Origin of the sequence: Halosimplex litoreum (assembly GCF_016065055.1) — an archaeon.
Taxonomy (GTDB): domain Archaea; phylum Halobacteriota; class Halobacteria; order Halobacteriales; family Haloarculaceae; genus Halosimplex; species Halosimplex litoreum.
On record NZ_CP065856.1, the window covers coordinates 1866905 to 1889308 of the forward strand.

Annotated in this window: 28 protein-coding genes; 16 read left to right on the forward strand and 12 right to left on the reverse strand. The window is 70.5% G+C overall.

What is annotated here, in order from left to right; all coding sequences use genetic code 11:
- The first annotated feature begins 214 nt into the window (after positions 1 to 214).
- From I7X12_RS09280 to I7X12_RS09300, 5 genes are all read left to right on the forward strand, one after another.
- Complete coding sequence (locus tag I7X12_RS09280; protein ID WP_198063837.1) at positions 215 to 1279, forward strand: TIGR01177 family methyltransferase; 1065 nt, start codon at positions 215 to 217, stop codon at positions 1277 to 1279.
- A gap of 341 nt (positions 1280 to 1620) precedes the next feature.
- Positions 1621 to 2619: a thymidylate synthase gene (gene thyA, locus I7X12_RS09285; protein WP_198063532.1), complete on the forward strand. Its 999-nt coding sequence runs from the start codon at positions 1621 to 1623 to the stop codon at positions 2617 to 2619.
- 13 nt (positions 2620 to 2632) lie between these two features.
- On the forward strand, positions 2633 to 3160 hold the full coding sequence (locus tag I7X12_RS09290) for a dihydrofolate reductase (RefSeq protein ID WP_198063533.1): 528 nt from the start codon (positions 2633 to 2635) through the stop codon (positions 3158 to 3160).
- A 169-nt stretch (positions 3161 to 3329) separates the two neighbouring features.
- Positions 3330 to 3746, forward strand: a complete 417-nt coding sequence (gene msrB / locus I7X12_RS09295; protein ID WP_198063534.1) for a peptide-methionine (R)-S-oxide reductase MsrB — start codon at positions 3330 to 3332, stop codon at positions 3744 to 3746.
- 232 nt (positions 3747 to 3978) lie between these two features.
- Positions 3979 to 4680: a hypothetical protein gene (locus tag I7X12_RS09300; RefSeq protein WP_198063535.1), complete on the forward strand. Its 702-nt coding sequence runs from the start codon at positions 3979 to 3981 to the stop codon at positions 4678 to 4680.
- Between the two features lie 9 nt (positions 4681 to 4689).
- Here the strand turns inward: I7X12_RS09300 and I7X12_RS09305 are convergent, their stop codons facing one another.
- The 8 genes from I7X12_RS09305 to I7X12_RS09340 form a co-directional block, all read right to left on the reverse strand.
- Positions 4690 to 4929: a glutaredoxin family protein gene (locus I7X12_RS09305; protein WP_198063536.1), complete on the reverse strand. Its 240-nt coding sequence runs from the start codon at positions 4927 to 4929 to the stop codon at positions 4690 to 4692.
- Between the two features lie 71 nt (positions 4930 to 5000).
- On the reverse strand, positions 5001 to 6047 hold the full coding sequence (radA, locus tag I7X12_RS09310; protein WP_198063537.1) for a DNA repair and recombination protein RadA: 1047 nt from the start codon (positions 6045 to 6047) through the stop codon (positions 5001 to 5003).
- Positions 6048 to 6222: 175 nt separating this feature from the next.
- Positions 6223 to 6681, reverse strand: coding sequence for a hypothetical protein (locus I7X12_RS09315; protein WP_198063538.1), 459 nt, complete (start codon positions 6679 to 6681; stop codon positions 6223 to 6225).
- A gap of 31 nt (positions 6682 to 6712) precedes the next feature.
- Positions 6713 to 7318: a PspA-associated protein PspAB gene (gene pspAB / locus I7X12_RS09320; RefSeq protein WP_198063539.1), complete on the reverse strand. Its 606-nt coding sequence runs from the start codon at positions 7316 to 7318 to the stop codon at positions 6713 to 6715.
- 83 nt (positions 7319 to 7401) lie between these two features.
- Positions 7402 to 8208 carry an aldo/keto reductase gene (locus I7X12_RS09325; RefSeq protein ID WP_198063540.1) on the reverse strand — a complete coding sequence of 269 codons (807 nt, stop codon included), beginning with the start codon at positions 8206 to 8208 and terminating at the stop codon, positions 7402 to 7404.
- Positions 8209 to 8306: 98 nt separating this feature from the next.
- The gene (locus tag I7X12_RS09330) at positions 8307 to 9176 is read right to left on the reverse strand and encodes a M48 family metalloprotease (protein ID WP_198063541.1); all 870 of its coding nucleotides are present in this window, start codon (positions 9174 to 9176) and stop codon (positions 8307 to 8309) included.
- Between the two features lie 61 nt (positions 9177 to 9237).
- Positions 9238 to 10119, reverse strand: coding sequence for a zinc metalloprotease HtpX (gene htpX, locus I7X12_RS09335; RefSeq protein WP_198063542.1), 882 nt, complete (start codon positions 10117 to 10119; stop codon positions 9238 to 9240).
- 59 nt (positions 10120 to 10178) lie between these two features.
- On the reverse strand, positions 10179 to 10829 hold the full coding sequence (locus I7X12_RS09340; protein WP_198063543.1) for a hypothetical protein: 651 nt from the start codon (positions 10827 to 10829) through the stop codon (positions 10179 to 10181).
- 146 nt (positions 10830 to 10975) lie between these two features.
- Here I7X12_RS09340 and hemC point away from each other — a divergent pair, with 146 nt between their 5' ends.
- From hemC to I7X12_RS09360, 4 genes are all read left to right on the forward strand, one after another.
- Entirely contained in the window at positions 10976 to 12172 is a 1197-nt protein-coding gene (hemC, locus tag I7X12_RS09345) for a hydroxymethylbilane synthase (RefSeq protein WP_198063544.1), read from the forward strand.
- Positions 12169 to 12951 carry a uroporphyrinogen-III C-methyltransferase gene (gene cobA / locus I7X12_RS09350; protein WP_198063545.1) on the forward strand — a complete coding sequence of 261 codons (783 nt, stop codon included), beginning with the start codon at positions 12169 to 12171 and terminating at the stop codon, positions 12949 to 12951. Before hemC ends, cobA begins: the two co-directional genes overlap by 4 nt.
- Before the next feature lie 16 nt (positions 12952 to 12967).
- Entirely contained in the window at positions 12968 to 13741 is a 774-nt protein-coding gene (locus tag I7X12_RS09355) for a uroporphyrinogen-III synthase (RefSeq protein ID WP_198063546.1), read from the forward strand.
- 81 nt (positions 13742 to 13822) lie between these two features.
- Positions 13823 to 14998 carry a tRNA (guanine(26)-N(2))-dimethyltransferase gene (locus I7X12_RS09360; RefSeq protein WP_198063547.1) on the forward strand — a complete coding sequence of 392 codons (1176 nt, stop codon included), beginning with the start codon at positions 13823 to 13825 and terminating at the stop codon, positions 14996 to 14998.
- 28 nt (positions 14999 to 15026) lie between these two features.
- Here the strand turns inward: I7X12_RS09360 and I7X12_RS09365 are convergent, their stop codons facing one another.
- On the reverse strand, positions 15027 to 15422 hold the full coding sequence (locus tag I7X12_RS09365) for a hypothetical protein (protein WP_198063548.1): 396 nt from the start codon (positions 15420 to 15422) through the stop codon (positions 15027 to 15029).
- A gap of 168 nt (positions 15423 to 15590) precedes the next feature.
- Here I7X12_RS09365 and I7X12_RS09370 point away from each other — a divergent pair, with 168 nt between their 5' ends.
- The 3 genes from I7X12_RS09370 to I7X12_RS09380 all read left to right on the forward strand — a co-directional run bounded on the left by I7X12_RS09370 (position 15591) and on the right by I7X12_RS09380 (position 17785).
- Positions 15591 to 16454: a YihY/virulence factor BrkB family protein gene (locus I7X12_RS09370; protein WP_198063549.1), complete on the forward strand. Its 864-nt coding sequence runs from the start codon at positions 15591 to 15593 to the stop codon at positions 16452 to 16454.
- The gene (locus I7X12_RS09375) at positions 16451 to 16888 is read left to right on the forward strand and encodes a ribonuclease BN (protein ID WP_198063550.1); all 438 of its coding nucleotides are present in this window, start codon (positions 16451 to 16453) and stop codon (positions 16886 to 16888) included. The genes I7X12_RS09370 and I7X12_RS09375 overlap by 4 nt, the downstream gene beginning before the upstream one ends.
- Before the next feature lie 99 nt (positions 16889 to 16987).
- On the forward strand, positions 16988 to 17785 hold the full coding sequence (locus I7X12_RS09380) for a PHP domain-containing protein (RefSeq protein ID WP_198063551.1): 798 nt from the start codon (positions 16988 to 16990) through the stop codon (positions 17783 to 17785).
- A 57-nt stretch (positions 17786 to 17842) separates the two neighbouring features.
- Here I7X12_RS09380 and I7X12_RS09385 read toward each other — a convergent pair whose 3' ends face one another.
- Positions 17843 to 18541 carry a CDP-alcohol phosphatidyltransferase family protein gene (locus I7X12_RS09385; RefSeq protein ID WP_198063552.1) on the reverse strand — a complete coding sequence of 233 codons (699 nt, stop codon included), beginning with the start codon at positions 18539 to 18541 and terminating at the stop codon, positions 17843 to 17845.
- 70 nt (positions 18542 to 18611) lie between these two features.
- Between I7X12_RS09385 and I7X12_RS09390 the strand changes: the two genes are divergently transcribed.
- On the forward strand, positions 18612 to 19415 hold the full coding sequence (locus I7X12_RS09390) for an aldo/keto reductase (RefSeq protein ID WP_198063553.1): 804 nt from the start codon (positions 18612 to 18614) through the stop codon (positions 19413 to 19415).
- 37 nt (positions 19416 to 19452) lie between these two features.
- Here I7X12_RS09390 and I7X12_RS09395 read toward each other — a convergent pair whose 3' ends face one another.
- Both I7X12_RS09395 and I7X12_RS09400 read right to left on the reverse strand, forming a co-directional pair.
- Positions 19453 to 20181, reverse strand: a complete 729-nt coding sequence (locus tag I7X12_RS09395) for a sugar phosphate isomerase/epimerase family protein (RefSeq protein ID WP_198063554.1) — start codon at positions 20179 to 20181, stop codon at positions 19453 to 19455.
- A 2-nt stretch (positions 20182 to 20183) separates the two neighbouring features.
- Complete coding sequence (locus I7X12_RS09400; RefSeq protein WP_198063555.1) at positions 20184 to 20375, reverse strand: hypothetical protein; 192 nt, start codon at positions 20373 to 20375, stop codon at positions 20184 to 20186.
- 25 nt (positions 20376 to 20400) lie between these two features.
- Between I7X12_RS09400 and I7X12_RS09405 the strand changes: the two genes are divergently transcribed.
- From I7X12_RS09405 to I7X12_RS09415, 3 genes are all read left to right on the forward strand, one after another.
- Positions 20401 to 20856 carry a ferritin-like domain-containing protein gene (locus I7X12_RS09405; protein WP_198063556.1) on the forward strand — a complete coding sequence of 152 codons (456 nt, stop codon included), beginning with the start codon at positions 20401 to 20403 and terminating at the stop codon, positions 20854 to 20856.
- A gap of 71 nt (positions 20857 to 20927) precedes the next feature.
- Positions 20928 to 22163: a glucuronyl esterase domain-containing protein gene (locus I7X12_RS09410; RefSeq protein WP_198063557.1), complete on the forward strand. Its 1236-nt coding sequence runs from the start codon at positions 20928 to 20930 to the stop codon at positions 22161 to 22163.
- A 63-nt stretch (positions 22164 to 22226) separates the two neighbouring features.
- Entirely contained in the window at positions 22227 to 22403 is a 177-nt protein-coding gene (locus tag I7X12_RS09415; protein ID WP_198063558.1) for a hypothetical protein, read from the forward strand.
- The last annotated feature ends 1 nt before the right edge of the window (position 22404 follow it).

The following is a 22404-nucleotide window of genomic DNA, read 5'->3' on the forward strand; positions in this document are numbered from 1 at the left end:
GAATCAGACCGGTGATGTAGCCACGGGGCGAATCGCCCATAAAAGCGCTTTTTAGTGGGGGTACACGTCAGTTTTATCAGTGGTCGGGGTCCTGGCGGTCGGCTGTCGCGGCGGGTGGCTGGCGGGTCGATTCGCGGAGTTCGGTGGCGGTCGGGCGGGAGAGCGGCGCGGGCGCACCGGTGGGTTCTTGCCTGGCGGCGGGCGACTGTCGGGCGTGTACGTCCTCGAACTGGGCGGGCAGGACGACGATTTCGCGGCCTGCGAGGCGTCGAGCGCCGCCGCGGGGGTCGAGGTAGTCGGCGCCGGGCTGGCGACCGCGCGCGCGGTGACCGACCGCGTCCGCGATCTCGCCTACGTCCACCGCGCGAGCGAGGTGGTCGGCCACTGCGACCCCGACGTGGCCGGCGCGCGCGCGACGCTGGACGCCGCGACCGTCGACCGCGAGGGAACGGTCGCCGTCCGCGCCGTCGACGTGCGCGCGACGACCGGCGTGGACACTCAGCGCGTCGAGCGCGAGCTGGGACAGGTGCTCGTCGACCGCGGTTTCTCCGTCGATCTCGACGACCCCGACCACGAGTTGCGCGCGCTGTTCGCTGGGCCGCCGGGCGCCGACAGCACCGCGGAGAACGCGGAGTCGGACGCGGCCGGACCGGGCGACTCGGACCCGGGCGTCCTCGACGACGGGGCGGGCCTCTGCGTCCTCGGCTGGCTCGACGTCGAGAGCGAGCGCGGCTTCGGCGACCGCCGTCCGACGGATCGGCCCTTCTTCCAGCCGGGGAGCATGGACCCGAAGCTGGCCCGCGCGCTGGTGAACATCGCCGGCGCGCGGGCGGGAGCGACCGTCGTCGACCCGATGTGCGGCACCGGCGGAGTGCTGTTGGAGGCCGGTCTCGTCGGCGCCCGGGCGGTCGGCTCGGACGCCCAGCGGAAGATGGCCCGCGGGACGCGCGCGAACCTCCGAGATCGGTTCGGCGAGGACGGCGATTTCGAGGTCTGCCGCGGCGACGTGACGCGCCTGCCGTTCGTCGACGACTTCGCGGACGCCGCCGTCTTCGACGTGCCCTACGGGCGCCAGTCGAAGATCGAGGGCGACTCGCTGGCCGATCTGGTGGGGAGCGCGCTCGCCGAAGCGCGCCGGGTCGCCGCCCGCGCGGTGGTCGTCGCCGACCGCTCGTGGGAAGCCGAGGCGAGAGACGCGGGCTGGACCGTCGAGGAGCACTTCGAGCGGCGGGTTCACCGGTCGCTGGTTCGGCACGTGCTGGTGTTAGATCGGGAGTGAGGCAGTGGGACCGCTACTGCGACCCCTGCTGTCCCGCGAATACGAACAGCGTGAAAGCCCCGACCCTTTCATTCCCACCCCCAGAGACCGGCGATCAGCCGGCACGGGGGGAATGAAAGGGGCCGACTGCTCCGGGAAGACGGGTGACGCGAGCACCACAGTGACCGACGGGAACGAGGAGCGCAGCGAACCCCTCGACCGGAGCAGTCGGGGGCTTTCACGCTGTTTCACGCGGTACTCCGGGCAGCGGTCGCGATACTGCAGTCGTATCTCCCCGTCGTACGGCACACTCCAGCGTCGACAGGTGGGTTTACAACGACCGCGCGCAGATACGCGTCACAATGCAGCAGTATCTCGATCTCGTCCGGGCGGCCGTCGCGGAGGGCACCTACAAGCCCAACCGGACGGGCGTGGACACGCTCTCGACGTTCGGCGCGCACTACGAGGTCGACCTTCAGGAAGGGTTCCCTCTGCTCACCACGAAGGACCTGTCGGGCTATCGCTGGAACTCGCTCATCCACGAGCTCCTGTGGTACTTCTCCGGCGAGGAGCACATCCGGAATCTCCGCGAGGAGACGAAGATCTGGGACGCCTGGGCCGACGAGGAAGGCCACCTCGACACCGCCTACGGCCGCTTCTGGCGCCGGTACCCGATCCCGGAGGAGGGCCTGGAGGGGGAGTCCTGGCCCGACGACGCCCATCGCTGGGTCAACGACGACGAGAACACCTTCGACCAGTTCCAGTACGTGCTGGACACGCTGCGGGAGAATCCGCAGTCGCGCCGCATCGTCGTCAACGCCTGGCACCCCGCCAACGCGACGACCAGCACCCTCCCGCCCTGTCACTACACCTTCGTCTTCAACGTCCAGGGCGACCGGCTGAACCTCCATCTCACTCAGCGCTCGGGCGATATCGCGCTGGGGATCCCGTTCAACGTCGCCGCCTACTCGCTGGTGACCCACATCGTGGCACAGCGGACGGGCTTCGAGGTCGGGAGCTTCTCCCATTCGGTCGTCGACGCTCACGCCTACTGCGGCGAGGGCGCTCGCGGCGAGTGGTACGAGGCAAACCGTGCGGAGTTGCGCGAACGGATGGCCGCCGTCGACGACCGCGAGGGGTACGACGGCGTGCGCGACTGGATCCTGACGGAAGCGCCCGCCGAGCCAGGAGTGGAGAACGCCGACCACGTCCCGAACCTGCTGGCGCAACTGACCCGCGAACCCCGCGAGCGCCCGACGATCGAGGTGGCCGACGAGCCGATCGACGAGCTGACCTACGAGGACGTCGCGGTGCGCGACTACGACCCCGCGCCCGGCCTCGATTTCGCGGTCGCCGAGTGATGGAGGGGAACTGATGACGGACGCCGGACGGGAGGCGGCCTCGTCGGTCGAGATCGCGCTCATCGCCGCCGTCGCGGAGAACCGCGTCATCGGGGCGGACGGCGAGATGCCGTGGCACTACCCCGCGGATCTGGCCCACTTCAAGGAGACGACGACGGGCCATCCGGTCGTCATGGGCCGGGTGACCTACGAGTCGATTTCGGCGCAGCTGGGTGGGCCGCTGCCCGGGCGGACCAATATCGTGCTGACGCGCTCGGGCGTGGACGCGCCCGAGGCGGTCGTGCAGGTCGGGAGCGTCGACGCCGCGGTCGAGGCCGCCGAAGCGGCCGCGGTGGAGACCGATGCGAGGACGGCGTTCGTCGCCGGCGGTGCGACCGTCTACGAGGCGTTTCTCGACCGGGCCGACCGGCTGGTGCTGACGGAGGTCCCGGGCGAGCCCGCGGGCGACACCCGGTTCCCGGAGTGGGACTCGGCGGCGTGGGTCGAAGTCGACCGCGAGCCCGAGGGCGAACTGTCGTTCGTGACCTACGAGCGGCGGTGACGACCGTGGGACCCGTCGCGGTGAGCGCGGTTCGGTGACCCTCGTTCGCGGCGCCGCCGCGCGAACGGCTCGAGGGACCGTCGGTCCCTCGCTGCTCGCGCGGAGAGCCGGACTCGCCGTCGGATCCCCGAGCGGTCGGTATAAACGCCTGGAGCGGCTATTCGGAGGTATGTCAGAGCAGGAAGAAGGACTCCCGAGCAGCGACGAGGAGTGGCGCGAGCGGCTGACCGACGAGGAGTACAAGATCCTGCGCGAGCAGGGGACCGAACCGAAGTTCAGCGGCGAATACCTCGAGGTGGACGAGGAGGGGGAGTTCACCTGCGCCGGGTGCGGGACGGAGCTGTTCTCGACGGACCAGCAGTACGACGCCGGCCACGGCTGGCCGAGCTTCTTCGACGTCGTCGAGGACGGCAACGTCGAGACGAAACTGGACACCAGCCACGGGATGCGCCGGACCGAAGTCGTCTGTGCGACCTGCGGCGGCCACCTCGGCCACGTCTTCGACGACGGTCCGGACCCGACCGGCAAGCGCTACTGTATCAACTCGGCGGCGCTGGATTTCGAGGGCGAGGCGCGAACGGAGTGAGCGCCTCGGAAAGCGAGCGGGGAGGTACGACCCGCGAGCAGCGAGACGTGAGCGCAGCGACCGTCTCGGAATCGCGAACGGCGAACGAACCGAACCGCGAGCGGCGAGACCTGGCGACGGGGCCGATCCTCCGAAGCGGTGTCGGCGATCGTCGCGCGGTCCGCTCCAGTGGGTCCCCGGACCGACCGAAGCGGGCGGAAGCCTTTTTGAACTGCTGAGCGCGTGAACAGGTGTGACTTCGGATCAGACCGAGGAGTCGTTCGCCGAGTTCCCGTGGCGGGCGGGGATGGCGCGGGCGCCCAGTGCCTTCCTCGCGGTCTTCGTGATGACGGCAGCGGTCGCCGCAGTCGACGGTCTCGGCTCCGGATCGCTCCAGCGGCGCTTCGCGCTGCTCGGTATCGCCGTCTTCAACGCACACAACATCCCCGCGACGACTGGTGCGGTGCCGCAGGCACTCGTCCCCGTCGCCGATCCGGTCGCCTCGATCCCGGGTCTCGGTCGGCTCCTGCGCGGGCTGTTCACGTTCGGGACCGGCCACGCCGCGCCGGTCTCCCACGTCGGCGGGATCGTGAGCGGTCGGACGGCCGCGATCGGCCACCTCAGCCTGGTCACCCAGCAGAACCAGACCGGCGTACCGGTCGTCGTCTACTACCTGCTGGCGCCGGTGGCGCTGGTCGGTGCCGGCTACGAGTTCGCCGACAGCCACTGGGCGGAGACGACGACGGAGTCGTTCGCGGCAGTGGCGCGGTTCGGGCTCGCCATCGCCGCCGGCTATCTGGTCGTGTTGCTCGTCGGCTCGGTGCTGTTCACGGCGGTGCTCGTCGGCGGGGGCACGATCCTGGCCGACCGGTACCTGCTCGTCGTCTACGGGTTCGCCTACCCGACGGTCTTCGCGACGCTGGGGGCGTGGGTGGTCTACCGGGACAGAACGTGAGCGACGCCCTCAGGCGAAACTGGCGTCGAGGTACTCGACGACCTTCGCCGACTCGGCCATCGTGACGCCGCGGTCGTCGTCGACGAGGACGGGGACGCCGCGCTGGCCGGAGACGCGCTTGACCTCGTCGCGCTGGGAGTGGAGCGCGTCGACCCAGACCGTCTCGTAGTCGAGGTCCAGTTCGTCCATCCGGTCGGCGACTTTCTCGCAGTACGGACACCCGTCGAGCTGGTAGAGCGTGAACGCCATGGCCGGCCGTTCGGAAGCGACCGGCAAGTGCGTTGCGGCCCGGAGCAGTCGGCGACGAACGCTTCGTCTGCCTACTCGTTCATCAGACCGTCTTCTTCGACGCGCATGACGGCCTCGCCGTCGGGGAGGTTCGGCGCGTCGACGAGCTTGACGATCCGCTTGTCGCCCTTGGACTTGCGGAGGTAGATGCGGAACGTGGAGGTGTGGCCGAGGATGTTCCCCCCGATGGGCTGGGTCGGGTCGCCGAAGAAGGAATCGGGGTTCGAGGCGACCTGATTGGTGACGACGACGGCGGTGTTGTGGAGGTCGCCGACGCGCATCAGGTCGTGGAGGTGTTTGTTGAGCTTCTGCTGGCGCTCGGCGAGTTCGCCCCGGCCGACGTACTCGGCGCGGAAGTGCGCGGTCAGCGAGTCGACACAGAGCAGGCGGATGGGGAACTCCTCGTCCTGGCTCTCGCTGGCGAGTTCCTGGGCCTGCTCGGCCAGGAGGATCTGGTGGTTGGAGTTGAACGCCTTCGCGACGTGGATGTTGTCGAGCATCGCCTCGACCAGATCGTCGAGCAGGGCCTCGTCGGTCGCGTCGGCGTCTTCGTCCTCCTCGACGACGTCGTGGAGGACCATCGTGTCCTCGATGACCTCCTCGGAGAGGCCCTTGACCATCTGCTCGATGCGCTCGGGGCGGAACGTGTCCTCGCTGTCGATGAACATCGCCGACCCCTCCAGCCCGCCGTGCTCGCTGGGGAGCTGGACGGTGACGGAGATCTGGTGGGTCACCTGGGACTTGCCGGCGCCGAACTCGCCGTACACCTCGGTGATCGACTGAGTCTCGATGCCGCCGCCGAGCAGGTCGTCGACCTCGTCGACGCTCCAGGTGAGCTTCCCGATCTGTTCCCGGCGTTCGAGCACCGTCGCGCCGGTCTCGAAGCCGCCGATGTCCGCGGCGTCGCGCGCGGCGTTGATGATGTCCGCCGCGCTGGACTCGCCGATGTCCGCCGTGTTCGACAGTTCACCGGGTGAGGCGACGGCGATGCCCTGGTAGCCGTCGAACCCGTTGTCTTTGAGCTTCTCCGCCGTCGCCGGACCCACACCCGGCAGTTCTTCGAGGTCTTCTGTCGCCATGGACATCGCTTGCGCCGCCCGTCATATAAACCCTCGTTAACACCGTAGTGAAAGTGAAAACGCGGGCGGGAATCGGGACTCGGTCGTACCAGTCCAAACGTTGATACGTGAACGGGCGTCGCGGGAAGGCGTTCGCCGGGGCCAGTCGGGCGAGAACGCACCGGGGTCCGTCGGGCTAGCCCCGGGCTCCGAGGAAGACGACGCCGAGGACGCCGAGGAAGTAGACGGCGGTGAGCCACGACTCGGGTACCGTGAGCACGCGGTGGCCCTGGTGGCCGACGACGACGAGCGCCAGCGCGACGACGGCGAGGGCGGGACGGGCCAGCAGGCCGGCGACGAACGCACGGAGGTTCCAGACGACGCTCTCGGCGAATCGGCGCACCTTCTCGCCCAGTGGCCGGTTCCCGTCGGGATTGTCGGCGGGGTCGAGAGCCCCGAGCGCGTCGCGGTCGACGCGGACGACCTCGCCGGTGTTGACTCTGTAGCCGTCGGCGTCCCCGACGCGCAGGAGTGCGACCGTCTCATCACCGACGCCGACGACGCGGTAGACGCCCGGCGAGAGGGCGGCGGCGGCATCCGCGTCGGCTGCGGGCGGACGGACGTGGTCGTAGACGGCCGGGTCGCTCGGTGTCACAGGGGATCCGGTGCTCGCGCCCGGAAGAAACTTACTCCCAGGGGTGGTTCCCGGGTCGGTCGGGCCAGAGCGGGTACCAGTACTCCTTGTCCGGTTCGACCGTCAGCTCGCCGTCGAGGACGCTCTGGAGCTTGATCTCCGTCTGGTTGTGTCGGTCGTGGTCGCCCTCCGGGGCGAAGGGGTAGTACTTGCCGCGACGGAACGAGTAGATCCAGTAGGCCAACCGGTCGTCCTTCCGGAAGGCGAAGACGGCGGCGAGCAGCCGCGAGCCGTAGCCGCGTTCGATGAACTCGTCGGCGGCGAAGTGGATACTCGTCACCAGGTCCTCTGGGTCGTCGTCCTCCAGCACGACCCACTCGTAGCCGTGGTCGTCCGTCGTGAACCGGGCCCCGGTTCCGGTCTCGACCTCGCCGGCTTCGAGGATGGCTTCGACGTTCTCGACGGCGTCCTCGAAATCGGTGCTGTCGACCTCGGCGAAACACAGCGCGGCCGCGTTCGCCGGCGCGAAGCCTAGATCGGCCTCCATCGTCATGTAGGCCGTGCTCATCCCGAAGAGATCCTCCGGGTCGGCGTCCCGGGTCGCGTCGGCCTCCGCTTTCATCCCCAGCGCGGACTTCAGGCCGTCCAGCAGTCCCATATCCGTGTGTTCGGGCGAACGCGTAAAAGTCGCTTCCATCCGACGTGTACCCGCGGGCGGGGGTCGAGCGCGGCGGTCGGCGTTCAGTGGTCCCAGGGCGCGCCCGCGAAGTCGATCTCCCGATGCCCGCGGTCCAGCTCGGCGATCCGGTCCAGGTCCTCCTCGTCCAGATCCACGTCGTAGGCGCCCCAGTTGTCGCGGATGTGCTCGGCGCCCGTGGCCTTCGGGATGGCCGCGACGCCGTCCAGCGACAGGAACCACGCCAGGGTCACCTGCGGCACGCTCGCGTCGTGTTTCTCGGCGATGTCGGTCAGGACGGGGTCGTCCAGCACCTCGGTCCGCGCCAGCGGCGAGTACGCGACGACGTGGTGGTCGTGCTCGGCGGCGTACTCGCGAAGCTCGTCCTGCTGGAGATAGGGATGCATCTCGACCTGGTTCGCGTAGATCGGCGCGTCGAGCACCTCGCGGGCCGCATCGAGATGCTCGGGTTCGAAGTTCGAGACGCCGACGTGTCGGATCGTGCCCTCGTCGTACAGTTGCTGGAACGCCGACAGCGTTCCCTCGGGGTCGTAGGCCTCGGTCGGCCAGTGGACGTACAGGAGATCGAGGTAGTCGACGCCGAGCCGCTCCAGGCTCTCCGCGGCCGTCGCCAGCACGTCGTCGTGGGCGAGGTTGGCCGTGTCGACCTTCGTGGCGAGGAAGACCTCCTCGCGGGGCACGTCGGCCTCGGCGATCCCGCGGCCGACGGCTTCCTCGTTGCCGTACGCCTGTGCGGTGTCGATGTTTCGGTAGCCCAGTTCCAGCGCCGTCCGCACGCTCTCGGCGCACTCCTCGGAGTCGGTGTTCTGCCAGGTACCCAGTCCGAGTCGATGGAGATCGAGTTCGCTCATGGCGTCCCCGTGTTCGGTCGCGGGCACCTAACGGCTGGGGAAGCGGCCGGTCTCTCCCCGTGCGTGTCGTCGACGAGACACCTGACCGTCGCCGACGGCTACCGCTCCAGCTCGGCCGCCAGCTCCCGCAGCTTCCGGATCCGCTTGTGCGTCGGCGGATGGGTTCCGGGCAGTCCGAGCGACGGCGACGGCACGATGCAGAAGGCGTTGAACCCGGCCATCGAGCGCATGTCCTCCGCGGGCGGTTTCGACAGCCCGTGCAACTCCGCGAGCGCTTCGGCGAGCGCGACCGGCTTGCCCGTGATCGCCACGGCGCCCCGGTCGGCGGCGTACTCGCGATACCGGGAGAGGACGAGCGTGCCCGGCAGGCTCACGACCAGCAGCGGGAGGCTCAGTACCGCCAGGAACGCCGCGGCGCCGAAGTAGCCCAGAACGATGCCCCAGCCGTCCATCCCCTCCAGCGCCGTCGAGAGCATCGCCAGCGCGACCGTCGCCGGGAAGCCGGCCACGGTCAGCACCGACGAGTCGCCGTTCTTGACGTGGGCGAGTTCGTGGGCGACGACGGCCTCCAGCTGCTCGTCGTCGAGTTCCTTCAGCAGTCCGAGCGTCACGCAGACGACGGTTCGGTTCCCGGCCCCGGCCGACATCGCGTTGGGCTCGTCGCTGGGGATCACGGCGACGGGCGGCCGTGGCACGTCGGCCTGCCGGGAGAGGCGCTCGACGGTGTCGAACAGTTCGGGGTGGTCCGCGCGCTCGATGGCGATCGCGCTCGTCGCGAGGTAGGCCAGTCGGTCGGCTTCGAGCACGAGGACACCGAGAATACCGAGAACGAGCCCGCAGACGATGAGTGCGCCGGCGGGCGGGAGGAACCAGACCACCGGCCCGACGAGGGCGGCGTAGCCGAGGAGCGCGAGCCCGAGGGCGAGGGCCATCCGCCGGGTCAGGCGGCTGTCGGTCTGCCAGTCCATACGGTGGAATCGTTCACGCTGAACGATGTGTCTTCGGCCGGGCGGCCGACGGAGTGGCCGCTCAGGCGGATTCCATCTCGCCGGCCAGCTCCTGGAGGCGCTCGACGCGGCGTTCGGTGGTCGGGTGCGTGCGGAAGAGGTTCGCGATGACGCCCTTCCCGATGGGGACGATGAAGAAGGCGTTCATCTCCGACTGCTCGCGGAGGTCCTCTTCGGGCACGCGGTCCATCCGGTTGTCGATGGTCATCAGCGCGCTCGCGAGCGCGGCGGGCTTGCCGGTGATGGCGGCCCCGCCGCGGTCGGCGGCGTACTCGCGGTACCGGGAGAGCGCGCGGATGAGCAGGAAGGAGACGATCCAGACGACCAGCGAGGCGACGATAGCGACGATGATGCCGGCGCCCCCGCCCTGGCGGTCGCGGCCGCCGCCGCCGAACAGGAACCCCCACCGGAGGATGAACATCGCGATGGTCGCCAGGAACGACGCGATGGTCATCACCGCCACGTCGCGGTTCTTGACGTGGGCGAGTTCGTGGGCCATCACGCCCTCGAGTTCGTCCTGGTCGAGGGTCCCCATGAGCCCCGTGGTCACGGCGACGGTCGCGTTCTTCTGCGAGCGCCCGGTCGCGAAGGCGTTGGGCGTCCGCGTGTCGGCGACCGCCACGGTCGGTTTCGGCAGGTCGGCCTGCTGGGAGAGCCGGCCGACCATCCGGTGCAGTTCGGGGTACTCCTCCTCGGAGACCTCCCGAGCGCCCATGCTCCGCAGCGCCAGTTTGTCGCTGAAGAAAAACTGTGCGATCAGGAAGACGCTCATGAAGCCGACGATGAGCACGAACGACTGGTTCGTCCACAGCAACACCCCGAGGAAGGCGATGTACAGGGCGGCCAGGAGGAACATGGTGAAGAACATGCGCCCGCGGAGGCCCCAGTCCGTTTTCCACTCCATACGGGAATTAGAGGGCGGACGCCATATCAATGGCTCGTGTCACTGTCCGACACTGGGGCTCACTCCGAAGCGGCGGGCAGCGCCAGCGTCCCCTGTCCGTCCGCGCTGACCGTCTTCGCGAGCGCGCCGCCCCGCGAGGCCTGGACTTCGAACGAGCAGTGCAGCCGCTGGGGCGCGGGGCTCCCGCCCGGGGCGAACAGGAGGTCGAACGTGATCGTCCCGTCGGAACCGAACTGTTCGCTCTCGACGACGAGCTCTCGTCGGCCGCCCCGTCGGTCGTATCGGAGGGAAAGCTCCGGCCACGGGGGCGGCTGCACTCGCATCTCGAAGCCGTGCCGCGCCGCGTACGCGGCCGGCGGCCCGACCCGGAATCGGAACCAGTCCGCCCGGTACTCCTCGTACTGTTCGCTCCCGTGCGAGCCCCGCACCGTCGAGTTGAGCCTGAGGCGGTACACCGAGTGAGACCGTTCGACGGCCCGATTTCGGGCGAGTTCGACGCTCGCGTACCCGATCCCCTCGGCGTCGTCGTTCGGCGGATACTCCCAGCTTATCTCGCCGGTCTCGGTCGTCCGTCGGGCGTCTACCTGCTCTGGATCCGTTCCCGGGAGCCGCCCGGCGCAGCCGGCCAGGGCCGCCCCGGTCACGGTTCCGACCGTCGCAAGGAACGCTCTGCGGCTCTCGCTACCGCTCGATGGCGCGTTGGAGGGCACGGCGATCGATGTCGCCGCCGGACTGAAAAATCACCCGCTCGGTCCCCCTTCGGTGGCCGACGCGTCGGACGGGACGGAGCCGCGCCGAGCGCCGTCCGAGTCCGGAACTGGTGTGCTTTTCACGTCGGACGGCCGACTCCGTAGTAATGAGTACGACGCTCCGGCTGGGGACTCGCGGGTCCGCGCTCGCGCTGCGGCAGGCCGCCACCATCAAGGAACGGCTGGAGAACCGACGCTTCGACGTGGAACTCGTCGAGGTCGAGACCACGGGCGACCAGATCACCGACGAGGCGATCCACGAACTCGGGAAGACCGGCGCGTTCGTCCGCGCGCTCGACGAGGAGGTCCTCGACGGCGACTGCGACGCCGCCGTCCACTCGATGAAAGACATGCCCACCGAGATGCCCGAAGACATGATCGTCGCGGGCGTCCCCGAGCGGGCCGCACCGCGGGACGTGCTGGTCACCCGGAACGGGGCCTCCCTCTCGGGGCTGCCCGAGGGCGCGACGGTCGGCACGTCCAGCCTCCGCCGCGGCGCGCAGTTGCTCGCCGAGCGCGACGACCTGGACGTGCAGCCGCTCCGCGGAAACGTCGACACCCGCGTCCAGAAGCTGCTCGCGCCGCCGCTGCTGGCAGAGCACGAACGGCGCGTCGTCGCCGAGGCCGACGAGGACGTCGAGGACATGGCCGAGTACAAACAGCTCGACGACGGCGAGGACGGCGACGAAGACGACGAGGACGACGACTCGGAGTACGACCGCACCGTCGAAGAGTGGTTCGAGGACCTGACCGAACTCCAGCGGCGGGCGCTCGAGCAGGACCCCGACGTCGAGTACGACGCGATCGTCCTCGCGGAGGCTGGCCTGGAGCGGGCGGGGCTGCTCCATCACGTCGAACACCAGCAGCTGGCCCCCGACCGGTTCGTCCCGGCACCCAGCCAGGGGACGCTCGCGGTGACCGCTCTCGACGGCGACCTCGCCGAGGACCTCCGGAGCGTGCTGGACCACTCGCCGACGCGGGTCGAGGCGACCGTCGAGCGCACGGTGCTGGGCGAACTCGGCGGTGGCTGCGTCGCACCGGTGGGCATCTACGCCGTCCTCCAGGGGTCGGTCGTCCGCACCGCCGTTCGCGTGCTCGACCGCGAGGGCGAGGAAGAGGTCCGCGAGACGCGCGAACTGCCAGTCCAGCAGCACGCCCAGGCGGCTCGGGAGTTCGCGGCGGATCTCGCCGACGCCGGCGCCGACGACATCATCGAGCGGGCCCGCCGGGACGCCGGCGAGGAGAGCGGCGCAGCCAGCGCCTCGCCGGAGGCGCCCGACGACAGCACAGGTGACGAAGCGTGACCGGGACCGTCTACCTCGTCGGCTCCGGTCCGGGCGATCCAGACCTGCTGACGGTCAAGGCCCGCCGTCTGCTGGACGAGGCCGACGTGGTGTTGCACGACAAGCTGCCCGGCCCCGAAATTCTGGGACTGATCCCCGAGGAGAAACGCGAAGACGTGGGCAAGCGGGCGGGCGGCGACCGGACACCGCAGTCGGTAACCAACGAGCGGCTGGTCGAACTCGCCGAGGCGGGCGAGACGGTCGTCCGGCTGAAGGGCGGCGACCCGTTCGTCTTCGGTCGCGGCGGTGAAGAAGCCGCGTATCTCGCCGACCACGGGATCGACTTCGAGGTCGTCCCGGCCGTCACCTCGGCCATCGCGGGCCCGGCGGTGGCAGGCATCCCCGTGACTCACCGTGACCACGCCTCCTCCGTCTCGTTCGTCACCGGACACGAGGACCCCACCAAAGAGGAGTCTGCGGTCGACTGGGAGGCGCTGGCGGCCACCGGCGGCACCATCGTCGTCCTGATGGGCGTCGGCAAGCTCCCCGACTACACCGCCGCCCTCCGCGAGGCCGGCATGGACCCCGATACGCCCGTCGCCCTCGTGGAGCGGGCGACCTGGCCCGACCAACAGGTGGCGACCGGGACGCTGGACACCATCGTCGACGCCCGCGACGAGGTCGGCATCTCGCCGCCGGCGATCACCGTGATCGGCGACGTGGCCGGCGAGCGCGAGCGCCTCGCCGAGTTCCTCCACGGGTACGGTACCGACGCGGCCGACGGGGAGGACGACGGATGAGCGGGGTGGGTCGCCGATGAGCGCCGCCGACCGCCCGCGAGTCGCCGTGTTCCGCCCGCCGGACGAGCGGCTCGACGCGGCCGTGGAACTGCTCGAATCGCTGGGCGCCGACGCCGTCGCCGACCCGATGCTGACGGTCGACCCGACCGGCGCCGTCCCTCGAAGCGACGCCGACTACGTCGTGTTCACCAGCAAGACCGGCGTCGAGCTGGTCGCGGGCGAGCGCGCCGACGGCGGGGGGCCGGACGAGCGCTGGGAACCCGGTGACGCGACGGTCTGCGCCATCGGCGAGTCGACCGCCGACGCGCTCCGGGCGCACGACTATCGAGTCGATCGGGTCCCGGCGGAGTTCTCCTCGTCGGGCCTGGTCGACGAACTCGGGGACGAGGTCGCGGGCGCCCGCGTCGAGGTCGCCCGCTCGGACCACGGCTCGGCGGTCCTGCTCACCGGGCTCGAAGCCGCCGGCGCGTACGTCCACGAAACGGTACTCTACCGGCTCGAACGGCCCGCCGACGCCGGCGACTCCGCGAAACTCGCGGCCGAGGGCCGGCTGGACGGCGCGGTGTTCACCTCCTCGCTGACGGTCCGACACTTCCTCGCGGCGGCCGACGAGCGGGGCGTCCGCGAGGCGGCCGTCGCGGGCCTGAGCGATGCCGTCGTGGGCGTCATCGGCGAACCCACCGCCGAGACGGCCGCCGACGCCGGCGTCGCCGTCGACGTGGTCCCCGAGGTCGCAGACTTCGACGCGCTGGCCGAGGCCGTCGTCGCGGCGGTCGACGACCGGGCGTGAGCGCCGGGACGACGCCGGTGGACGGTCTCGGCGAGCGTCGGCAACCGCGTGGCTTTTCGCGGTCGCCGGACAGGTGAGGATATGCGCGTGACCGAGGGCGACGTGACGGTCGAGGTTCCCGAACAGGCCGACGCGGGCGTCGGCGAGAACGTCTTCTTCAACCCCGTTCAGGAACTCAATCGCGACCTGACCGTCGCCGTCCTGCGCGCGCTTCGCGAGGACGAGCGAAGCGAGTCCTCGAACGGAGCGAGCGGCGACGGGGGAGCCGCGAGCCGCGAATCCGACCGCGACGGCGACCGCACGCCGCGCTACCTCGACGCCAACGCCGCCTCGGGCATCCGCGGGGTGCGGGCCGCCGCCGAGGGCTACGAGGCCACCTGTTGCGACGTGGACCCCGACGCCGTCGAACTCGCCCGCGAGAACCTGGCGGGCAACGATCTGGAGGGCAGGGTCGTCCACCGCGACGCCAACGCGCTCATGCACGAGGAGACGTTCGACGTGGTCGACGTCGACCCGTTCGGCACGCCGATCCCCTTCGCCGACGCGGCCTTCCGGGGGGCGAGCCGGCTGGTCTGTATCACCGCGACCGATACCGCGCCGCTGTGTGGCGCCCACTTCGAGAGCGGCGTCCGCCACTACTCGACGGTCCCGCGAAACACCGAGTACCACGCCGAGATGGGGCTTCGAGTGCTGATCTCTGCGCTCGTCAGAACGGCGGCCCGCTACGACCTGGCCGCCGAGCCCGTCTTCAGTCACGCCACCAAGCACTACGCCCGAACCTACCTCCGGCTGGAATCAGGCGCGCGAGCAGCCAACGCGCTCGTCGACGAACTGGGGTACGTCGACCACTGCGAGCACTGTCTGTTCCGCGAGGCGACACCGGGACTGATCGCGGATCCCCTCGACTGGTGTCCCGAATGTGGCGAAGCGATCCAGACCGCGGGTCCGATCTGGCTTGGGCGGACCTGCGACCCCGAGTTCACCGAGGCGGTCCGCGACGCCGTCGACGACGGGATGGGCACCGCCGAGCGGGCCCGCGATCTGTGCGAGACGGTCGCCGGGGAACTCGACGAGCCGACCCACTACGACCAACACCGGCTGTGCAAGCGCTGGGGCGTCGGGGCCGTCGCGATGGACGAGTTTATCGAGCGGCTGCGGGCGGCCGGCTACTCGGCCTCGCGGACTCACTACGGTGGAACGACGTTCAAGACCGACGCCGACGTGACCGAGATCCGCGCCGTGGCCGTCGAGGACTGACGGTCGCTCGGATTCCGGGACGGGGCGCTCACAGCGCCCGAACGCGTCGGGCGAGCCCGTGTAGCAGGTGATAGAACGGTCGCAGGAAGTAGTTGCACATACCGACGAGGCCGACGAGGCCGCCAAGCGCCTGCACCTCGCCGGCGGTCGCGCCGAGGTAGAAGCCGGCGACGGCGGCCGCGAGGAACGGTCCGAGCCAGATGTCCATCAGGACGACGCGCGGGTCGAGAGCGGGTGCGTCCGTGGCCGCGACCACGTCGACCCGCTCGGAGACGAGATAGAGGGCGACGCCGACGAGGACGAGCGCGCCCACGAGCGCGAGCGAGCCGGTGACGCCGGCCGTCCCGGCGGCGACCAGACACAGCCCCCCGGCGAGCAGGACGACCGTCCCGCGCATCACCACCTCGTCGAGTCCCCGATCCATACACCTACGGCGCGGCGGGCGCGCCTTGGTCCTTTCGTCACGCGATCTGACCGGTGGATCGAGGCGTGACCCGCCGCCCACCGGACCGAGACGTGGTCTCCGCCGTCGGACCGGGACGCGACCGCCGGAGCCAGCGGCTATTAGTGAGCGAGGGACACAGACGAGAGCGTGCAACCGGAGTCGGTCGGCGAGCGGGCGCGAGCCGGCGGGCGGGAAGCCGTCGCCGTCGGGAGGGGGGTCGTCGCGCTCGTTCGCGAGCGGGAGGTGACCTTCCTTGCGGCGGGGATCGCCTACTACGCGTTCGTGTCGCTACTGCCGGCGCTACTGTTGATACTGGTCGTGGCGTCGACGCTGGGCGGCCCGGAGCTGGCCGCCGAGGTCGTGGCGGCGACCGGGAACGCCCTCTCGCCGGTGGGCCAGGACCTCGTCCGGTCGACGCTGGTCGACGCCGCCGGCGCGACGCCGGCGACGCTCGCTGGCGTCGCCCTGCTGGCGTGGAGTACGCTGAAGGTGTTCCGCGGACTCGATATCGCGTTCTCGCGGATCTACGGGACGGAGCCGGCGGAGTCGCTCGTGGGGAAAGTACGCGACGCGGCGGTCGCGCTCGTGGCGGTCGGGCTCGGGCTGGCTGCGCTCGTGGGCGTCGGGGTCGCGGTCAGCTACGCCGGCGTCGCGCTGGCGGGACTGCTCGGGACCGTCGCGCTCGTCGTCGTGCTGAGCGTCGTCTTCTTCCCGCTGTTCGTGATCTTCCCCGACGCGGAGGCCGGACTCGCCGAGGCGCTGCCGGGCACCGTCTTCGCCGCGGTCGGGTGGACGCTGCTGGGAACGGGGTTCCGGCTCTACGCGGGGATGGCCGGCCAGTTCGACGTGTACGGGGTGTTCGGCGCCGTCCTGTTGCTGGTGACGTGGTACTACGTGGGCGCGACGGTCCTGCTGGTCGGGGCGGCGCTGAACGCGGTGCTGGCCGAGCGAGGGGCCCGTACCACCAACACCAAGAGGGACCCAGACGACAGTGGAGGTACGCGCCCATGACCGCCGACACTGGTGCCGACGACGACGCCGCCGCGGGCGACGAGCGCACGGCCTCCCCGAGCCCGGGGTCGGAAGCGGCGGGCGTCGACGCCGACGTCGACGAGCTACGCGAGGAACTAGATGCACTGCGGACACGCATCGACGAGAAGACGGTCCATCGCGACGATATCCGCCAGGAGCTTCGGCGATACGTCCGCAAGCGCCAGCGCCGCGGCCACGCGACCGGGTGGGGGCCCTACGTCGTCCTCCTCTACGGCACCGCGATGACCATCGGCGCTTTCTACTACCTGAACAACTGGGCCGCCGTCGCCGCCATGCTCGTCGTCTGGACGTCGACGCTCGGCCTCTACGTCTTCATGGTCGTCCTCGGCTCCTTCCTCGCCGCCGGCCGCAAGGCCGCCGGCCTGGCCGATCTCGCCCGGAAGTTCCGGTAGCGGCTCGGGATCTCCGACACTCCGGACGCCCCCGCAGTCGCCCGACGGCGCGCTTCCGGGCTTCGTAACACATAAAGTCCGGCTTGCGTAGTTCGTGGCATGGCTCAGGGTGGTGCATCGACCGACGGCGAGTCCCGCGTCGACCTCCACGTCAAGATTCTCGACGAGGGGGTCGTCCGCCGGGCCAAGGCCGTCGGCCTCGACGCCATCGTCTACGCGCCCCACTTCACCCACCTCTCGACGGTCCGCGAGCGCGCCGCTCGCTTCTCCGACGACGACCTCCTGGTGGTGCCCGGCCGGGAGTACTTCACCGGCAAGTGGTCCGCCCGCAAGCACGTCCTCGCCGTCGACCCCGACGAGCCGGTCCCCGACTTCCTCACCTTCGCGGACACCATGGCCGAGATCGCCGACCACCACGCCGGCATCTTGGTCCCACACCCCGAGTTCCTCACGCTCAGCATGACCGAGGCGGACATCGAGGCCTACGCCGACGACGTCGACGCCGTCGAGGTGTACAACCCGAAACACTGGCCGTGGGACGACCGCCGCGCCCGCGAGATCGCCCGCGAGTCGGGGCTCCCCACCTATCTCTCCTCGTACGCCCACCTCACGACCACCATCGGCGAGGCCTGGGTCGAGTTCGACCGCTCCATCCGCTCGGCGGCCGACCTCGTCGACGCGCTCCGGTCGGGCGCCCGCCGCCGGATGTACCACCGCGACGGCCTCGGCCACCAGTTCAAACGCCGCCTCGAGTTCGCCCACCTGGGCTGGGAGAACTCCCACGACAAGTTCAAACGCGTCGTCCTCCCCGGCGACGAGCCCACCCACCCCGCCGGCGACTACCCCGATCGGTTCGCCGACATGAACGCCTACGGGACCGACGGCGGGCTCCTGTAGCGGTCCGTCGGGAGTCCCCTCCCAGCGCCGTCCCGCTCTTACAGCACTATCCCGCTCCTACAGCGCCGCCAGCGCCTCGGCGAGTTGCTCGGCGAGCAGCAGGCGGGTGACAGCGGCGAACGTCAGGGTGACGGCGGCCGCCGCGACCGCGACCCCGCGCCAGTCGTGGACCCACTGGCGGTCGGTCTGTTCGCGGGCCACGAAGACCACGTAGTCGGCGATCGCGACGGCGGAGGCGACCGCGAGCGCCCACAGCAGCGCCTCCGTCGCCGTGACGGCCGGCACGAGCATCGCAACCATCGCCAGGAACTGCAGGTTCGTGACGACCTTCCCCGGCAGGCGGGCTTTCACCTTCTCGGTCTCGAAGGCGAGCAAGGGGACCAGCGGCACCAGCGCCACGACGAAGGCGTCCCGCGCGAAGAAGAAGGCCAGGTACGCGGGGTCGAGCCCCGTCGCCGGGTAGAGGGCGACGACGAGGACCAGGGCGGTGAGTTTGTCCAGCGCCGGGTCCATGAGCGCACCGAGTTCCGTCGTCTGGTCGAGCCGGCGAGCGACCCAGCCGTCGACGCCGTCCGAGAGGACGACCAGCGCGAACAGGACGTAGCGGACCGGCGAATCGAGCGCGAGGACGATCCCCGCGACCAGCGGGAGCCGCGACAGGGAGATCAGGTTGGGGACGGTCCACACCTCGCCCGCCCGCGCCCGCCAGTCGATGTCCATCGTGCTGGATTGGCCGGTCGGCGCCCATGTGTCCACCGATCCGTCGCGGCCTCGGACGCTGCCGCGACCGGTACCCCGAAGACGACCGAGTCCGACGGAGGGAACGATGCCGACCGACGCGCTCCCACGGATCGGGCTGGGCACCTACTCCGACGACGACCGCGAGCAGTGGCGTGACAACGTCGTGACCGCCCTCGAGGAGGGGTATCGCCACGTCGACACCGCACAGGACTACGACAACGAGCCCTACGTCGGTCAGGGGGTCGCCGACGCGGCCGTCGACCGCGAGGACGTCTTCCTCGCGACGAAACTCGCCCCCGGGAACCTCGCCTACGAGGACGTGCTCGAGACGGCCGCGGCGAGTCGCGACCGCCTCGGTATCGACGCCGTCGACCTGCTGTACGTCCACTGGCCGGCCGACAGCTACGCCCCCGACGAGACGCTGCGAGCGCTCGACGAACTGGTCGACGAAGGGGTCGTCCGCCACGTCGGCCTGTCGAACTTCACGCCGGCCCTGCTCGACGAGGCCCGCACCCACCTCGACGCGCCTATCGCGGCCCATCAGGTGGAGTGTCATCCGCTGCTCCAGCAGGACGAACTCCGTGCGTACGCCCGCGAACACGACCACTGGCTGGTCGCCTACTCCCCGCTCGCCCAGGGCGGGGTGTTCGACGTGCCCGCGGTCCGCGAGGTGGCCGAGAAACACGCCGTCTCGCCCGCGACGGTGTCGCTCGCCTGGCTCCTCGCGAAGGACAACGTCGCCGTCGTCCCCAAGGCCAGCGGCCGCGAGCACATGCGCCAGAATATCGCCGCTCGCGACCTCGAACTGGACGAAGCGGACCTCGCCCGCATCGACGACATCGAGCGCGAGCATCGCGTCATCGACCCCGCGTTCGGGCCCTGGAACTGACGGCACTGGGCGCGCCCCGCCGACCCCACGGCGCCGCTCAGACCAGGTCGTTCGTCCGCGAGCCCGCTCGGTCGAGCGATTCGAGCGAGTCCGCGCCCTCGTACTCGTAGATCAGCCACTCGCTATCGTTGGCCGCGACGGCGTCGGCGACCCCGTCCAGGTCCAGATCGCCCTCACCGACGGGGACCGATTCGCCCGCGCTGGCGTCGTAATCCTTGAGATGGACCAGCCGCGAGCGGTCGCCGAGGTCGCGCAGCCGTTCGACCACGTCGTCGCCGGCCGCCAGCGCCAGGCCGAGGTCGAGTTCGATGCCGAACTCCGTCTCGTCGACGAATCGGTCGAAGCCGGTCTCTTCGCCGAGGTCGGTGTACTCGTGGTCGTGGTTGTGGTAGTGCAGGGTCATCCCGCGCTCGGCGAGATCGTCGGCCAGTTTCGCGAGACGGGCGGCCGCGGCTTCGACGGCCTCGACGGACTCGAAGTGCTCGGCGTCGAGCCACGGGACGACGACGTGTTCGACGCCGAGGTCGTCGTAGTAGGCGACGGTCGCCTCGAAGTCGTCTTCGAGCTCGTCGATCCCGACGTGGGCGCCGGCCACGTCGAGGCCGGTCTCCTCGAGCGTCGCGAGCACCGCGTCGGTGTCGGCCTCGGTGACGCGGTAGGCGAACTCCACGCCGTCGAAGCCGGCGTCGGCGACGAGTTCGAGCACTTCGGTGAACGGGCGGTCGACGTTCCGGAGCGTGTACAGCTGGACGGCCGAGCGTGTCATCGCTACGGACCAGTCGTCCCACGCCGAAAGCCGTTGGCCTCCCGGAACGACTCGCTGGCGCCCGCCTCGACCCGATTCGCCGTCGACGGCCGACCGGACTCGCCCTCGTCGTCGCCGTACGGTCGCGGGCCGTCGAGGAGGCGCTCCCGGTCTCGACGCGACCGAGCCACCTCGTCCCACACCACCCCTATCACGCTGGCGACCGTAGCCTCGATCGTTATGACATCCGACCGCGTTATCGACCTGCTGAAGCAGGCGTACAGCGACGAGATCGAGACCGTGATGAACTACCAGACGAACGCGATCGTCCTCGACGGGATCCACGCCGAGGAGGTCAAGGCGAGCCTCCAGGCGGACATCCAGGAGGAACTGACCCACGCCGGGGAGATCGGCCAGCGGCTCAAGCAGCTGGAAGCTCGACCGCCGGGCTCGATGGAGTTCGAGGCCCGCCAGGAGAGCCTCCAGCCGCCCGAGGACTCGACGGACGTGCTCGCCGTCATCGAGGGCGTCCTCGACGCCGAGTCCGACGCCATCGACACCTACCGCGACCTCATCGACGCCGCCGAGGAGGCCGACGACCCGCTCACCGAGGACCTGGCCGTGACGCTGCTCGCCGACGAGGAGGCCCACCGCACCGAGTTCCGCGGCTTCCGCAAGGAGTACGCCGACGACTAGCGAACCGGAGTCGCGCCGGTTGGCACCTCACGCGGGGCAAACGCCTTGCCGCTGGCGGGCCACCGGCGGACGTGTCCCGAGACGCCGACGGGCTGGCGCCGCCGTCGCGGTGTCGCCCGACCGACGAGTTGCCTCCCCTTCTCGAATTCCGCGACGGCTCCCCCGTCGAGAGTCCCGCCGACTGGCGCGACCGTCGCGAGGAGCTCCGCCGGTCGCTCCGCCACTACGTCTACGGCTACGCGCCCGAGCCTCCGGAGATCGAGACGACGACCGAACGCACCGCCGGCGTCTGCGACGGCGCGGCGACGCTCGTCGAGACCGAGATCGCCTTCGCCGACCTCCCGACGGACGCGCCGTCGATCACCCTCGCCGTCTTCCTGCCGAGCGAGGCGGTCGCCGAGGGCGACGCCGGCGGTTCGGTCCCGGTCCTGCTGGGGCTGAACTGGCGGGGCAACCACGCCGCCGTCGACGACCCGGCGGTGACGATCACCGACACCGCTCGCGAGTACGGTGGTCGCGGCGACGGCGCCGCCGACCGTGGCGCTGCCGCCGACTACTGGTGCGTCGAGCACGTGCTCGGGCGGGGCTACGGCTTCGCCACCTACCACCTCGCCGACGTCGACCCCGACAGCGGCGACCCCGCCGACGGCGTCCGCCCGTACTACGACGACGAGCTGCCAGGCCCGCCGGGCACCGAATGGGGCGTCCTCGCCGCGTGGGCCTGGGGCCTCCAGCGCTGCGTCGACGCGCTCCGCCCGATGGAGGCGGTCCGCGCCGAGGCGATCGCCGTCCTCGGCCACTCCCGTTGCGGCAAGGCCGCGCTGCTGGCCGGCGCGACCGACGAGCGGATCGGCCTCGTCGCGCCCCACCAGTCGGGCACCGGCGGGATGGCGCTCGACCGCGACAACGACCAGGAGGGGATCGGCGACATCACCGGCACGTTTCCACAGTGGTTCGCCGACACCTACGCCGCCTTCGACGGCCAGGTCGACCGCCTGCCCGTCGACAGTCACTCGCTCGCCGCGCTCGTCGCGCCCCGGCCCCTGATCGACACCGCCGGCGCCCGCGACCACTGGACCAACCCCGGCCGCGCACTGGACGCCGTCCGCGCCGCCGAACCCGTCTGGGAGCTGCTCGGCGCCGAGGGCATCGGCGACGACCTCCCGCTGTACGAGGACGACGAGATCTCCGGGGAAACCGTCGGACCGCTGTGTCACTACCGGCGCGAGACCGGTCACACCCTGAACCAGGGATATCTCGACGCCGTCCTCGACTTCGCCGACGTACACTTCGACGGGACCGGATAGGACCGCGACCGGGCGGGGCGCCACGGGGCTTATGCCGGTCGGCCGCCTCGTTAGATCCGACCGATGGGCATCTTCAACAGGCTCGGCCGGGAGGTCGAGGAGTTCAAGCAGAGCGCGAAGCGGGCGGCCGAGGAGGGGGGCGACTACCGGTGTGAGTCCTGCGACGCGCGCTTCTCGACGGGATTCGAGGAGTGTCCGGACTGCGGCGCCGAGGCGGTCGTCGCGGCGGACGACAAGTAGG